This window comes from Pedobacter mendelii, assembly GCF_014635725.1.
In the GTDB taxonomy this organism is placed as follows: Bacteria; Bacteroidota; Bacteroidia; order Sphingobacteriales; family Sphingobacteriaceae; genus Pedobacter; species Pedobacter mendelii.
Map to the genome: position 1 here is coordinate 100,169 of NZ_BMDJ01000008.1, position 15,622 is coordinate 115,790.

A 15,622-nucleotide genomic window follows, 5' to 3' on the forward strand; every position below is an offset into this window, starting at 1 on the left:
ATAAGTCCATTAACCTTAAGCCTTTTGTCATTATCTTAACCTTATGCAAAGAAAATTAAGAATGGGCATGATAGGCGGTGGAAAAGACGCCTTTATAGGTGCTGTGCATCGCCTTGCAGCAAATATGGATGGTTTAATAGAATTAACCGCCGGTGCGCTAAGTGTAAATCCTGAAGTTGGATATGAATCTGGCAAAATGCTTTTCCTTCCTGATAATAGAATTTACAAAAATTATGAAGAAATGCTTCACGCAGAAAGTAAACTGCCTGCTGATGAAAAAATAGATTTTGTAACGATTGTAACGCCTAATTTCGCTCACTTTGCTCCTGCTATGTTAGCGCTTGATTTAGGTTTTAATGTTGTGATAGAAAAACCTATGACATTATCTTTACAAGAAGCTAAACAGCTTGATTTGAAGGTTAAAGAAACAGGTTTAACACTTTGCTTAACTCATACTTATTCAGGCTATCCAATGGTAAAGCAAGCTAAACAAATGATTAGCGAAGGTACCTTGGGCAAAGTAAGAAAAATTATCGTAGAATATCCTCAAGGTTGGTTAAGCACACTTTCTGAAAGAGAAGGAAATGCACAAGCTGCCTGGAGAACAGACCCATCTAAAACCGGCAAAAGCGGAAGCATGGGCGATATTGGTACACACGCCGCCCATTTAGCTGAATACATTTCAGGATTAAAGATTAATAAAATATGTGCTGATCTAAGCATTGTTGTTCCTGGTAGAGCAATTGATGATGATGGCAATGTATTATTGAAATTCGATAATGGCTCAAATGGTGTTTTAATTGCATCTCAAATTGCCGCAGGAGAAGAAAATGCCTTAAAAATTAAAATTTACGGCGAAAAAGGTGGTATGGAATGGCATCAGATGGAACCAAATACTTTAACCGTTAAATGGTTAAACGAGCCTGCACAAATTTACAGAACAGGAAACGGTTATATGGGCAGTTTTGCAAAACATAACACCCGTACACCTGGAGGTCATCCAGAAGGTTATTTAGAAGCTTTTGCAAATATTTATAGAAATTTTGCGTTAACAGTTGACGCTAAATTAAATAACCAAAAACCTACCGATGAGATGCTTGATTTTCCAAACACAGAAGATGGTATTCGTGGGATGGCATTTATTGAAAATGTGGTTAACTCAAGCAATTCTGACCAAAAATGGTGGGACTATAAAATTTAATTTATGACTACAATAAAAGGACCTGCAGTATTTTTAGCTCAGTTTATTAGTGATGAAGCACCATTTAATTCTTTAGAAAATATCTGTCAATGGGCTAAAGATTTGGGTTTTAAAGGCATTCAAATGCCTACACTCGATTCACGCTTTATAGATTTACAAAAAGCCGCCGAAAGTAAAACCTATGCAGATGAGCTAAAAGGTACCATCGCTTCTTATGGATTAGAAATTACCGAACTATCTACGCATCTTCAAGGTCAGTTGGTTGCTGTTCATCCGGCTTATAATGAACTTTTTGATGCCTTTGCACCAAAAGAAGTTCATGGCAATGCAAAAGCAAGACAAGATTGGGCAGTTCAACAAATGAAATATGCGGCAAAAGCATCGCAAAACCTTGGTTTAAATGCTCACGCAACTTTTAGTGGTTCGTTATTATGGCAATATTTCCACCCATGGCCTCAACGCCCTGCTGGTTTAGTAGAAGAAGGTTTTGCCGAATTAGCCAAACGTTGGATGCCAATTTTGAATGAATTTGATAATTGTGGAGTTGATGTTTGTTATGAAATACACCCTGGAGAAGATCTTTTTGATGGTGAAACGTACGAAATGTTTTTAGCAGCCGTAAATAATCATTCTCGGGCATGCTTATTGTATGACCCATCGCACTTTGTGTTGCAACAATTAGATTACATTCAATACATCGATTTTTATCATGAAAGAATTAAAGCATTTCATGTAAAAGATGCGGAATTTAATCCAACAGGCAAACAGGGTACTTTTGGTGGATATCAAAGTTGGGCAAATCGTGCGGGGAGGTATCGTTCTCCAGGCGATGGTCAAGTTGATTTTAAAACCATTTTTAGTAAATTGGCTCAATATGATTTTAAAGGTTGGGCAGTTATGGAGTGGGAATGTTGCATTAAAAATCAACAGGATGGAGCTAGAGAAGGTGCTGAATTCATAAAAAACCACATCATTAAGGTAACTGATAAAGCCTTTGATGATTTTGCAGCTTCAGGAAGTGATGCTGATTTTAATAAAAAAATATTAGGTTTATAAATTAATAAGAACACACACAAATGAAAATCTGCTAAATGAATCTATAAAACGATTTATGCAGGTTAAAACACAATAAATAAACACACACATGAAAAAAACATTTTTAATTTTAGGCGCTGTGGTAATATTCATGGCCTCCTTCTCAAAAGCAGATTTAGCAAAAGAAAAAGCTGTACCTGCTGTTGCTACAAATAACAATAACGCATTTTATCAAGTATCTGCTGGAGAAAAATTAATCAATAAATCTGATTGTTTAGGCTGTCATAATAAAACCAATAAAATTATTGGCCCTGCATATATTGAGGTTGCAAAAAAATATCCAAACAACGAAAAAAGCATTAATTACTTAGCAGATAAAATTATTAAAGGCGGTACAGGTGTATGGGGAACAATGCCTATGACAGCTCACGCTAGCTTGAAAAAAGATGATGCTAAATTAATGGCAAAATACATTTTATCATTGAAGAAAAAGTAAAATCATAACCAGATTAAACCCTATTGATAATGAAAACAGAGCAAGAAAATAAAACCGCGAGTAACCGCCGCGATTTTATTAAAACCAGCGCCATAGCTGCCGCTGCATTTATGATTGTTCCTCGCCATGTTTTAGGTGGTAAAGGATTTTTAGCCCCAAGCGATCGCTTGCTTGTTGCTGGTATTGGTGCAGGCGGTAAAGGACAAAGTGATATTGCTATGTTTGCTAAAAGCGGTAAAGCTGATATTGCTTTTTTATGCGACGTTGATGACCGCAGAGCCGCAAATAGCGTAAAAGCTTTTCCAAAAGCTAAATATTATAAAGATTGGAGAGAAATGATGGATAAAGAGCATAAAAACTTTGATGCTGTTTCTGTTTCTACTCCGGATCATAACCACGCTATTCAGGCTTTAGCAGCAATGCAATTAGGTAAGCATGTTTATGTTCAAAAACCTTTAACCCATGATATTTACGAAGCTCGAATTTTAACAGCTGCTGCAAAAAAATATAAAGTAGTTACTCAAATGGGTAATCAAGGCGCATCAAATGATGGTCCACGCCAAATGAAAGAATGGTATGAAGCCGGTTTAATTGGCGATGTACACACGGTTTACGCATGGACCAATCGCCCGGTTTGGCCACAAGGTATTCCATGGCCTACAACAAAAGCAGAAATACCAAAAGAATTAGATTGGAATTTATGGTTAGGTACTGCTCCTGAAAAAGATTTCGTTGATAAATTGGTTCCATTCAACTGGCGTGGCTGGTGGGATTACGGAACAGGTGCATTAGGCGATATGGGTTGTCACTTAATTGAAGCTCCGTTTAGTGTTTTAAATTTAAAATATGCTAAAGAGGTTGAAGCAAGCGTTGGTTCAGTTTATGTTGATGAATTTAAACGTGGCTACTTCCCAGAAAGTTGCCCTCCTTCTAGTCATGTAACCTTAAAATTCCCAAAAACCAACAAAACTAAAGGTGATGTTACGCTACATTGGATGGACGGTGGTATTCAACCTGAACGTCCGGAAGAATTAGAAGCTAACGAAACATTTGGCGATGGTGGTAACGGTACTTTATTTGTTGGTACAAAAGGTAAAATGATGAGCGAAACCTACAGTGCAAATCCGAAGCTTTTACCGCTTAGCAAGAATAATGATATTAAAGTTGCACCTAAATATGCCCGCGTACCAGATGGTGCAAACGGTCATTACAAACAATGGGTAGAGGCATCAATCGCTGGTTACGGTAAGCAAGAAGTTAGTTCTCCATTTGAAATTGCTGGCCCACTAACAGAAGCTTTATTAATGGCCAATTTAGCAATTAGAAGTTTTGATATTCAAAAAACAGTAAACGGTAAAGTAACGTATCCAGGAAGATATACTAAAATGCTTTGGGATAACGACAATATGAAAGTTACCAATTTTGATGAGGCAAACCAGTTTGTAAAACGCGAATATCGTAAAGGCTGGAATAATTTAACTCTATAATCGACACAAACCTCACAGAGTTAATATCCTGTGAGGTTTAATATAAAAAAAATGAAAAAAATTCTTCTATCAGCTTGTATTTTATTGGCTGTAACTCAAGTATCAAAAGCTCAAAAAGGTTTTAAACCATTATTCGATGGTAAAACAACTTCCGGATGGCATACTTATAATAAAAGTACGGCTGGAAGTGCTTGGCAAGTTCTGGATGGTGCTCTACACCTCGATCCTGCAAAAAAAGGTACAGATGGCGGTGGCGACTTAGTTACTGATAAAGAATACGGAAATTTCCATTTAAAATATCAGTGGAAAGTTGCTCCAAAAGCTAATAGTGGCTTAATTTTTTATATACATGAAGATCCAAAATTTAGTGCAACTTATTCAACGGGATTAGAAATGCAGGTTTTGGATAACGATGGTCATCCAGATGGAAGAATTACGAAACACCGTGCAGGCGATTTATATGATCTAGTTAAAAGTTCATCAGAACCTGTAAAACCTATTGGCGAATGGAATTCTGCAGAAATCGTCAGTAAAAAAGGCCAATTAACACTAATTCTTAATGGAGTTACTGTTGTGAAAACAACGTTATGGGATGATAACTGGAAAACCCTAGTTGCCGGAAGTAAATTTGCCACCTGGACAGATTGGGGAACTTTTAAAACCGGGAAAATTGCATTACAAGACCATGGCGATGAAGTATGGTACAAAAATATTATGATAAAAGAATTGTAGGATGAGAAGGTTGAGATTAAGGCTGAGGTTAAGATCAAGCAAGAAAAATATATCGGAAGCTAGATTAAGATTTATAACTGAAAAGATATCTACTTACTATAGCCAATATTAACCTTAAACTCAGTCTTAATCTCAATCTCGATCTTAACCTTAACTCTTAAACCAAATATAAACACAAATGAATAGCACTACTCGCTTTAAACTCTCTACCATGATGTTCCTGGAATTTTTTATCTGGGGTGCATGGTTTGTAACTTTAGGAACTTTCCTTGGTAACAACTTAAAAGCCTCAGGTTCTGAAACTGGAGCCGTATTTTCAACTCAATCATGGGGAGCTATAATTGCACCATTTATTGTAGGTTTAATTGCAGATAGATATTTTAACGCTGAAAGAATACTAGGTGTTTTACATATTGTAGGTGCTGTACTAATGTACCAAATGTACACTGCCGCCGATGTAAGTGTTTTCTACCCATATGTGTTAGGTTACATGATTTTATTTATGCCAACACTTGCTTTGGTTAACTCAGTTTCTTTTAATCAAATGAAAGATCCTGAAAAAGAATTTGCTAATATCCGTGTATTCGGAACCATCGGTTGGATTATCGCAGGCTTGCTTATTAGCTTCGTATTTCATTGGGACTCTCCTGAAGGAATTCAATCCGGATTATTGAAGAATACGTTCTTGATGGCAGGAATCGCATCATTAGTTTTAGGATTGTTTAGTTTTACTTTACCAGTCACACCTCCAAAAGTTGCTGAAGGTAGCATTAAGGTTAGAGACATTTTAGGACTAGATGCTTTAAAATTACTTAAAGATAAAAACTTTGCAATATTCTTTATTTCCTCTATTCTGATTTGTATTCCTTTGGCATTTTATTATCAAAACGCGGGATTATTTCTTGCTGATATTAAAGTATCTAACCCAACAGGTAAAATGGCCATTGGTCAGGTTTCTGAGGCATTATTTTTACTTGCAATTCCTGTATTCTTTTCTAAATACGGTTTTAAGAAAACGATTTTGATTGGTATGCTAGCTTGGGCAGTTCGTTACGTTCTTTTCGCTTATGGCAACGCAGATAATCTAAGTTTTATGCTTATTATAGGCATTGCATTACACGGTGTATGTTACGATTTCTTCTTTGTTTCTGGTCAAATTTACACCAATTCTAAAGCTGGTGAAAAGGTAAAAAGTGCAGCTCAAGGAATTATAACTTTAGCAACTTATGGTGTAGGTATGCTTATCGGTTTTATTGTAGCAGGTTACATAACTGATATGTACAAATCTGGCGATGTTACCGATTGGAAAATGGTTTGGATTATCCCGGCAGGAATTGCAGCAGTAGTATTTTTACTTTTTGCCGTTTTATTTAATGATAAAACAAAAGCTGAAATCGAAGTTAAAGCAATATAAAACATGAAATCTAACTTAAATAGAAGAAATGCCTTAAAAAACATCATAGCAGGTACCGCAGCTATTGGTGTTTCTTCAGGATTTTCATCGCTTGCAATGAACAAAACAGATTTACAAGAACAGCCTTGGAAGCTGAAAGGAAATATTAATCATTCGGTTTGTCGTTGGTGTTTCAGTACGCTTGATGTAGAAACATTGTGTACCGAAGCTAAAAAACTAGGTTTAACCGGCATTGATTTGGTTGGGCCTAAAGATTGGCCAACCCTTAAAAAACATGGTTTAACATCAAGTATGTGTAATGGAGCTGAAATTAATCTGGTAGATGGTTTCAATGATAAAAAATTTCACGAGCAGTTGGTTAAAAACTATTCAGAGATGATTCCTCGAGTTGCCGAAGCAGGTTATAAAAACCTGATTTGTTTTAGTGGCAACCGCAGAGGAATAGATGATGAAACAGGATGGAATAATTGTGTTGAAGGATTAAAAAAATTAATTCCTTTAGCAGAAAAACATAACGTTATACTGATTATGGAGTTGCTAAACAGTAAAGTTAACCATAAAGATTACCAGTGTGACAATACACCCTGGGGTGTAGAACTATGTAAACGTTTGGGTTCTGAAAACTTCAAATTGCTCTATGACATCTATCACATGCAAATTGATGAGGGTAATGTAATTAGTACAATTAAAACAAGCCACAATTATATAGCGCATTACCATACAGCGGGCGTTCCAGGCAGAAATGAAATTGATGATACGCAAGAACTTTACTATCCTGCAATAATGAAAGCCATAGTCGAAACTGGCTTTAAAGGTTTCGTAGCACAAGAATTTATTCCAAAAAATGCAGATAAACTGGCTTCTTTAAAAAAGGCCATATCAATTTGCGATATTTAAATAATTATGGTATCAAGAAGAAATTTCCTAAAAACAAGTGGCATGGCAGCAGCTGCAATATATTTAATGCCATCATTTGCTTTCGCAGCGGACGAAAAAGTAGTTGGTTTACAACTATATTCTTTACGTGAAGATTTACCTAAAGATGTAAAAGGCGTTTTGGAAAAAGTCGCATTATCAGGATTTAAAGAAGTAGAAACTTATGGTTTCTCTATTAAAGATCAGTTTTGGGGCTTAACTCCAATTGAATTAAAGAAAATTTTAGATGCCAATGGATTAAAGGCTGTTAGTGGCCATTATGGTTTAGGCAGTTATTTAGTTGATGACAACACTGAAGAACTTAAAGCTGCAATTGCTGCTGCAAAAGTTTTAGGTAGTAAATATGTAACAATTCCCTGGTTAAGTCCAGATTTAAGGAAAAATGCAGATGATTATAAAAAGCTGGTAGCCAAGATTAACAAAGCTGGCCAAATGTGTAAAGATGCAGGAATACGACTAGCCTATCACAATCACGATTTCGAATTTGAGAAACAAGGCGATACAACTGGCTACGAAATTCTACTCAAAGGCACGGATAAAAAACTTGTTGATTTTGAACTGGATTTATACTGGGTTGTTCGTTCAGGTATGGATCCTGTAGCATTATTTAAAGAAAATCCAGGGCGATTTACCATGTGGCATGTTAAAGATATGGATAAAACGAAAAAAGAGTGGAATACTGAAGTTGGTCAGGGTTCAATTAATTTTAAAGCAATTTTCGCTGCTGCAAAACTTTCGGGCATGAAACATTTCTTTATTGAGCATGAAACTAATTACAAGCCAAATCCAATTGAATCGGTAAAAATTAGCTGTGACTACGTTAAAAAAGAATTGATATAACCTATAAAAGCTTCACCATGAATTCTAGAAGAACATTTATAAAACAGGCAGGAATGGCGGCTGGTGCTGCATTGCTAATTCCATCTTTTGCTTTTGATAAAGTAACTAAAAATGTTGGCTTACAATTATACTCCTTACGAAAAGAATTACCTGCAGATGTTAAAGGTGTAATTGCTAAAGTTGCTGATGCAGGTTACAAAGAAGTTGAAACTTATGGTTTTGCTAATGGAAAGTTTTGGGGATTAACACCAAAAGAATTTAAAACACTATTGAAGGATAATGGTTTGAAAGCTCCAAGTGGACACTACAGTATGGATGATTTCAGGAAAACCGGGAAAACGGATAAACTTAAAGCTGATATCGAATCTTCGGCCGCAATTGGTGGTAAATATTTTACTATTGCGGGTGCTCATGTAGACATGACGATGGGCGTAGACGGTTTCAAAAAAACTGCTGATGATTTTAATAAAGTTGCCGAACTTGCTAAGGCTTCTGGTTTAAAATTTGCTTATCATAACCATGATTTTGAATTCAAAAAAATAGGCGACACAACTGGCTATGACGTTTACTTAACAGAAACAGACAAAAATCTCGTAAACTTCGAATTGGATTTATATTGGGTTGTTCGTTCAGGAAATGATCCGCTAGCATTATTTAAAAAATATCCAGGACGTTTCCCCATGTGGCATGTTAAAGATATGGACAAGGCAAAGCCAGAATGGAACACTGAAGTTGGAAAAGGTTCAATTGATTTTAAATCAATTTTTGCAGAGGCTAAACTTTCGGGTATGCAGCATTATTTTGTAGAGCATGAAACCAATTATAACCCAACTCCCATTGAATCTATTAAAACCAGTTGTGACTATATAAAAGCAAATTTGATATAGATTATTAGACTTACTAAGTTTTGTTCTTGTATGGATGAAACTTAGTAAATCTGTTATTTGCATTTTACGGTAGTCTCAACCGAAGCATAGCCAAATGGAGAAAACTTAGTCAATTAACAGATTAAAAAGATTTTTCCCCTGCGCTACTGAATTCCTATTCAAAATCTATACCTAAGCATCCACTATAGAATCTATAATTTAATTTATTTTCGCCGCCAGCACACACGTATTTTTAAATTGCTTGGTTTTTCCATTCAAATCAAATACATCAAAAATGATAACGTAAATGCCTATTGCGGCTTTTTGACCATTATCATTTATACCATCCCAGCTTAAATTTCCCTTTGTTCCAATAGTTTGATTTTTCAATAGCTTTCTAACTAATCTTCCTTTATCCGAATAAATATTTACGGTAGCAAAACTAGCATTTTCAGTTACCTGATAATCTAAAGTCAATAAATCTTCAAAGTTATCTCCATCAGGCGAAAAAGTTTTAGATAACAATTTCACATAAACTTCATCTCCGTTTGATTCTTGAGAGTTTTTATAGGTTGGTGTGGCAAAGCCAACTGAAGCCGCGGCAGATTTAAAATTACCAACTTCGTTTGCATTTTTCTCCATAGAAACCCGCTCTAAAGATACACCATCAGGGTTTTGAAGTAAAGCTACATGCATTTTTTCGTTATAATCAAACCTATCTATCTGCAAACTGTTGCTTAATATTATCACCGTGCCTCTATCATTGTTAAACCCTGGCATGCTACTTAGTTGAATAAAATTATTAGGATTTTCACAAAAATAATTTGCTTTAATAATTGAGGCATCTGTAGTGATAACCCAATAAGTTTTTGGAAATATTAACAAGCTCTTAGCTGATAAATTTTTAATATTTGCAACCTTCCCATTTGCATCTAGATTGGCCAATTGTAAATCTTTCAGATCCAGAACTTGGTCGTTTTTATTATAAATTTCAACAAAATCTACGCTTCCAACTTTTGGATTAAACAGTATTTCAGAAATCAAAATATCGTTTTTATCTGCTTTCCTGGCAATAAATAATTTAGCTGTATTCGCATCAGGACTTATTAAATTACCAGCACAATCCGTTATATTGTTTAAGGTTAAAATATTTTCTATACCTCTTGCTAACGGACTAGACAACACCATCGTAGCAGTGTTAAAATTTGGAGAATTGACAATTACTGATTTCGGTTGACCAATACCATGATTGATAGAATAATTAGTGATTTGCGCTACCGATAAACTATCTACTGATTTTGAGAATTCAACATGGACGGTAACACTATCAATAACATTTGCCGATACAAGCTTAGGAATTTCTTTGCTCAGTTGGGTATTGTATATTGAATTTTGCTTGCCGGGTGTTCCTCCAGAAGCATCAACAGAAGCAGCCCAATTTTGACTGCCCTTACAAATGCCTTTCGGGTCAATTAATTCTAAACTATAGCCACCTTTTTTCTTCGCATCATCTCTGTACCAACTATCAGTATATGCAACCTTGTCAATTATTTTACCAGTTGGATCATTTAGAGTAAGTACATCCCTATCATTATTTAAGCTAGGCCATGGCGAAATTCCGATCACTTTACCAAAAGACTTAAACAAAACTTCATCAGCTTTTGCGGTTAAAATTATATGCTGGTTCGGCTTAATTGTATCAATAGGTAAAGTAGATGTGGGAGTTTGGTCGTTAAATTTCCATCCTTGAGTTAGAATATATTCCTTGGTGGTATTCCAAATCTCCACAAATTCTTTTTGCGGCAAAGCAGAACTGCCCGTTGGATTTGCAAAGATTTCGTTAATTACAACATCACCAAATTTAGCTATGTATGGCTTAATAAAGCTAAATTTTACATTACTGTTTGCAGCAATAACATTGCCTTTTTTATCCTTTACGCCGTTTATATTTAATATATATTCTCCAGAATTAAAATCTTTGGAGAAAGTAAACCGAAATACATTTGGCAAAGTAGTTACAGCAACATTTGCCGGATGGCCATAACCGTTTGATAAAGTGTAATTGGTATTTACCAATGCAGAACTTATGTCTAAAGCTTCAGAAAAAGCAACATCCAATGTTGAAGCATTTATAACTTCGATATTTTTAACAGTTGGTGGAGTTATATCTGGTAAAAGGTCATCAATTTTAAAATCATCAAAAATATATAGGTTGTATCTGGAAGCCGTTGCATATTTACAATAAATACCTGTAAATAATGAAGTTGTAAACGTCTTATCTGTAGCGCTTCCCTCAAGATTAAAATTATTACCCCCTAAAACATCGGTAAATAAATCCCATTTCCCATTAGCATCTCTAGTAACTTTAACCTTCGCAAAAACTCGATTTGCATTTGCTCTTACTTTTTGTGGTCCGGTAATAATACGAGTTACTGTAGTCCCAGTTTGCTTGTATAAATGAAAACCATCTGCTGCTCTAGTTTCGCCAATTTGAATGAAATATCCATTCAAACTCCCTTTCAAATCTTCCTTATCAGCAGTTAAATAAATGCGCACTAAGTTAGTTGTTGATGGATTGAAATCTAGTTGCACTAAAAATTCCCAGCTAACGTTTAAGCTTTGTTGATTTGCCGTGGAAAGCGAAATAACTTGCGATGCGAGTTGTTGTCCTTTAGATTGTAGTTGCTTCTGCGGGTTTACCTGAAAATAATTAACATCGCCTTTCCATGTCGGATTTTGGGAGAAATCGCCATCAGAAAACGAATCGATAACCTGGGAAAATGCAATTTTAGAAAATAACAATAGGGATATAAGCAGAATTTTCTTCATATTTGGGCTTATATCAAATGTTTAATAAATATAATAATTAAAATTTAAAATGAAAGTAGCAGTAGTTGGAGCAACTGGTTTGGTTGGTACCGTAATGTTAAAAGTATTGGAGGAAAGAAATTTCCCTTTAACAGAGTTAATTCCTGTAGCATCTGAAAAGAGTGTTGGTAAGGAAATTACTTTTAAGGGTAAGAAGTTCCCAATCGTTAGCATGGATACTGCAATCGGTATGAGACCAGATATTGCCCTCTTCTCTGCTGGTGGAAATACTTCATTAGAACATGCGCCACGTTTTAAAGAGGCTGGAACGACTGTTATTGATAATTCTTCGGCATGGAGAATGGACCCAACAGTTAAATTAATTGTTCCTGAAGTTAATGCCCATGAGCTTTCTATCGATAACAAAATAATTGCAAACCCGAATTGTTCTACCATACAAATGGTGGTGGTTTTGAAACCTTTGCACGATAAATATAAAATCAAACGTGTAGTGGTTTCTACGTACCAATCTGTAACCGGAACAGGCGTTAAAGCTGTTGAGCAATTGATGAATGAGCGTAAAGGCATTGATGGTCCGAAAGCTTATCCTTACGAAATTGATTTAAATGTTCTTCCTCACATTGATGTTTTCATGGAAAATGGATACACCAAAGAAGAGATGAAAATGGTGAAAGAAACAAATAAAATCATGAGCGATGACAGCATTAAAGTTACCGCTACTACCGTTCGTATTCCGGTAATGGGTGGTCACTCAGAATCGGTAAATATCGAATTTGAAAATGATTTCGATTTGGCTGAAGTTCGCAGTATTTTAGAAAAATCACCTGGCATTATCGTTGTTGATGATGTTGCAAATTTAAAATACCCAATGCCGAAAGATGCGCATGAAAAAGATGAAGTTTTTGTAGGTCGTATTCGTAGAGATGAATCGGCACCTAAAGCTTTAAACCTTTGGATTGTTGCTGATAATCTGCGTAAAGGCGCTGCAACAAATGCAGTTCAAATTGCAGAATATTTAATCCAGAAAGAATTAGTATAAATATTACCAGATCTATAAGGTTTTGAAAACCTTGTAGATCTTTTTATTAAAAGCGATGTGTTAACCACCCATCGCTTTTTTATGATAAAACTAATCCTAATCTCTAATTTATATATAAATTAGAGATTATAATCTAAATATTATATATAAATTAGAGATTATAATCTAAATATTATATACCTTTATGTAAACTGATAGATAAAATTATGATTGAGAGGGACTTAAATTCAGTTATTAAATCAAAGTTTTTTAAAGGAAAAGCTATTATTTTAACTGGCGCAAGGCAAGTAGGTAAAACAACCTTATTAAAACAGCTCGTAAAAGAAACTGAACTACCATTTGTTTTTTTAAATTGTGATGAAGCTGAAGTTCGTAATACTCTAGAAAACACAAGCGTTGAAAGACTGAAATCGATAATTGGAAATAATAAAATCATTTTTATTGATGAAGCACAAAGAGTAAATGGAATTGGATTAACTTTAAAAATTATAGTTGATAATTTTGCTGATATACAGCTTCTCGTTACTGGTTCATCATCATTAGAGCTAGCTACAGGAATAAAAGAACCACTAACTGGCAGAAAATTTGAATACAATCTCTTCCCTTTTTCGATATCAGAATTGGCAAATGACAAAAATTTATTAGCTGAAGAACAGGCTTTAGAAAAGAGATTGATTTATGGCAGTTATCCTGATGCCATAAATTATCCTGGCGAGGAAAAAGAGCTTTTACTTAATTTAACCAACAGTTATTTATTTAAAGATATTTTATCCTTAACTAGCATTAGAAAACCGATACAATTAGAAAAATTGGTTCAAGCGTTGGCTTTACAAATGGGGCATGAAGTTTCTTACCAAGAACTTGGACAAATTATCGATGCAGATAAACAAACGGTAGAAAAGTATATCGATTTGTTGGAACAATGCTTTGTAATTTTTAAACTTACAGCTTTCAGCAAAAATCTTCGAAACGAAATAAAAAAGAGCAGAAAAATATATTTTTATGATAACGGAATCCGAAATGCATTAATCCAAAATTTTAGCTCTTTAGCATTAAGACAGGATACAGGAGCATTATTTGAAAATTATATTATAGCTGAATTTATAAAGAAGAATAACAATAAACGAAGATTTGCCAAATATTATTTCTGGAGAAGTTTTCAGCAACAAGAAATAGATTTAATTGAAGAAGTTGATGGAAATATCAATGCAATGGAAATTAAGTGGAACGAAAATAAAAAAGTTAAATTTCCAACCACTTTTACAGATGCTTATCTTATTAACACTACATCTGTAATTAATAAAAAAAATTATTCAAGCTTTTTAATATAAATATTTACAATGAAGATTTTTAAAGTATCCATAATCTTAATTGCGCTATCTTTTCAATCATTTGCTCAAAACAGAATCCAAAACCTTGAAAAAGCTTTTAATAATTTATTAAATGATGAGCAAACAAAACACGCCATTGCATCCCTTTGTGTATTAGATGCCAATACAGGAAAAACGCTTTTTGCTAAAAATGAGCAGATTGGTTTAGCAACAGCATCGACATTAAAAACAATAACAGCAGCAACAGCTTTCAGTATTTTAGGTAAAGATTTTCGATTTCAAACATCTTTAGCTTATACCGGAAATATCACTGCAGATGGAACTTTAAAAGGAAACTTAATCATTATCGGTAGTGGCGACCCAACATTAGGCTCATGGCGTTATCAAAACAAAGAAAATACAGTTTTAAAACAATGGGTTACGGCAATTAGTACTGCTGGAATTAAGAAAATTGAGGGTTCGATAATTGGCGATGATAGAATTTTTGGTACACAAACGACACCTGAGGGTTGGGTTTGGCAAGATATTGGCAACTATTACGGTGCCGGAACTTCTGGCCTTGCCTGGAGAGAAAATCAGTTCGATATTCATTTACGCCCGGGTACAGGCATTAGCGATGAAGTAAAAATTGTAAAAACAACTCCTGAAACACCATACATTCAAATTGTAAATGAGTTAAAAACCGGAGCAACTGGTACTGGTGATAGAAGTTATGCTTTTCTACCTCCTTACAGTAATGTTGCCTATTTGCGAGGCAATTGGGGCATGGGAATCAGCAAGACAGGAATTTCTGTTGCGCTCCCCGACCCTGCTTTTGATTGTGCTTATCGGTTGCAAGATACCTTGAAAAGATTGGGTGTAACCGCAACCCAGCAAGCAACTACAACTCGTTTACTAATATCGAGTAATCAATCCATTCCTGTTGTTACCCAAAAAATAAGCACGATCAGTTCGCCAACATTAAGCGAGATTACGTATTGGTTTTTGAAGAAAAGCATTAACCTTTATGGAGAAACACTGTTAAAAACTATTGCGCTAAAATCAGGAAAGTCAGCTACAACCTCAAACGGTGCGCAAACCGAGATTAACTTTTGGTCGGAGAAAGGCATTGATAAATCTGCTTTAAATATTATTGATGGAAGCGGACTTTCACCGGGCGATAGAGTTACGACTTCTGCCATGGCGAATATCCTTTACCAAATCCAGAAAGAAAATTGGTATGCTGATTTTTATAAAGCTTTACCAGAATACAATGGCATGAAAATTAAAAGCGGCACCATAAATGATGTTTCAGCTTTTGCAGGCTACCACACCGATTCGGCAGGAAATAAGTATGTTATTGTAATTAACATTAATAACTACATGGGAAGCGGAATCAATAAAAAGTTATTTAAAGTTTTGGACGAGTTGAAATAG

At 35.0% G+C, this 15,622-nt stretch carries 13 protein-coding genes; 12 read left to right on the forward strand and 1 reads right to left on the reverse strand.

The genetic code is table 11. The annotated features are described in order from the left end of the window. Positions 1–43: 43 nt before the first annotated feature. The 9 genes from IEV50_RS14005 to IEV50_RS14045 all read left to right on the forward strand — a co-directional run bounded on the left by IEV50_RS14005 (position 44) and on the right by IEV50_RS14045 (position 9,028). A complete protein-coding gene (locus IEV50_RS14005) occupies positions 44–1,201 on the forward strand; it encodes a Gfo/Idh/MocA family protein (protein ID WP_188415396.1) in 1,158 nt (385 codons plus the stop codon). Positions 1,202–1,204: 3 nt separating this feature from the next. Beyond that, on the forward strand, positions 1,205–2,257 hold the full coding sequence (locus tag IEV50_RS14010) for a sugar phosphate isomerase/epimerase family protein (RefSeq protein WP_188415398.1): 1,053 nt from the start codon (positions 1,205–1,207) through the stop codon (positions 2,255–2,257). Positions 2,258–2,345: 88 nt separating this feature from the next. Next, on the forward strand, positions 2,346–2,732 hold the full coding sequence (locus IEV50_RS14015) for a c-type cytochrome (protein WP_188415400.1): 387 nt from the start codon (positions 2,346–2,348) through the stop codon (positions 2,730–2,732). Positions 2,733–2,761: 29 nt separating this feature from the next. Further along, entirely contained in the window at positions 2,762–4,219 is a 1,458-nt protein-coding gene (locus IEV50_RS14020) for a Gfo/Idh/MocA family protein (protein ID WP_188415402.1), read from the forward strand. A gap of 51 nt (positions 4,220–4,270) precedes the next feature. Then, entirely contained in the window at positions 4,271–4,951 is a 681-nt protein-coding gene (locus IEV50_RS14025) for a 3-keto-disaccharide hydrolase (protein WP_188415404.1), read from the forward strand. 178 nt (positions 4,952–5,129) lie between these two features. Continuing rightward, a complete protein-coding gene (locus IEV50_RS14030) occupies positions 5,130–6,365 on the forward strand; it encodes a nucleoside permease (protein ID WP_188415405.1) in 1,236 nt (411 codons plus the stop codon). A 3-nt stretch (positions 6,366–6,368) separates the two neighbouring features. Further along, positions 6,369–7,262 (forward strand): hydroxypyruvate isomerase family protein, encoded by an 894-nt coding sequence (locus IEV50_RS14035; protein WP_188415407.1) that lies wholly within the window; start codon positions 6,369–6,371, stop codon positions 7,260–7,262. Between the two features lie 6 nt (positions 7,263–7,268). Beyond that, positions 7,269–8,141 (forward strand): TIM barrel protein, encoded by an 873-nt coding sequence (locus IEV50_RS14040; protein ID WP_188415409.1) that lies wholly within the window; start codon positions 7,269–7,271, stop codon positions 8,139–8,141. Positions 8,142–8,158: 17 nt separating this feature from the next. After that, positions 8,159–9,028 (forward strand): sugar phosphate isomerase/epimerase family protein, encoded by an 870-nt coding sequence (locus IEV50_RS14045; protein WP_188415411.1) that lies wholly within the window; start codon positions 8,159–8,161, stop codon positions 9,026–9,028. A gap of 198 nt (positions 9,029–9,226) precedes the next feature. Here the strand turns inward: IEV50_RS14045 and IEV50_RS14050 are convergent, their stop codons facing one another. After that, the gene (locus tag IEV50_RS14050) at positions 9,227–11,836 is read right to left on the reverse strand and encodes a lamin tail domain-containing protein (RefSeq protein WP_188415413.1); all 2,610 of its coding nucleotides are present in this window, start codon (positions 11,834–11,836) and stop codon (positions 9,227–9,229) included. A 49-nt stretch (positions 11,837–11,885) separates the two neighbouring features. Here IEV50_RS14050 and IEV50_RS14055 point away from each other — a divergent pair, with 49 nt between their 5' ends. The 3 genes from IEV50_RS14055 (at position 11,886) to dacB (ending at position 15,622) form a co-directional block, all read left to right on the forward strand. Next, positions 11,886–12,875 (forward strand): aspartate-semialdehyde dehydrogenase, encoded by a 990-nt coding sequence (locus IEV50_RS14055; protein ID WP_188415423.1) that lies wholly within the window; start codon positions 11,886–11,888, stop codon positions 12,873–12,875. 206 nt (positions 12,876–13,081) lie between these two features. After that, complete coding sequence (locus IEV50_RS14060; protein WP_188415425.1) at positions 13,082–14,206, forward strand: ATP-binding protein; 1,125 nt, start codon at positions 13,082–13,084, stop codon at positions 14,204–14,206. A 9-nt stretch (positions 14,207–14,215) separates the two neighbouring features. After that, the gene (gene dacB, locus IEV50_RS14065) at positions 14,216–15,622 is read left to right on the forward strand and encodes a D-alanyl-D-alanine carboxypeptidase/D-alanyl-D-alanine endopeptidase (protein WP_188415427.1); all 1,407 of its coding nucleotides are present in this window, start codon (positions 14,216–14,218) and stop codon (positions 15,620–15,622) included.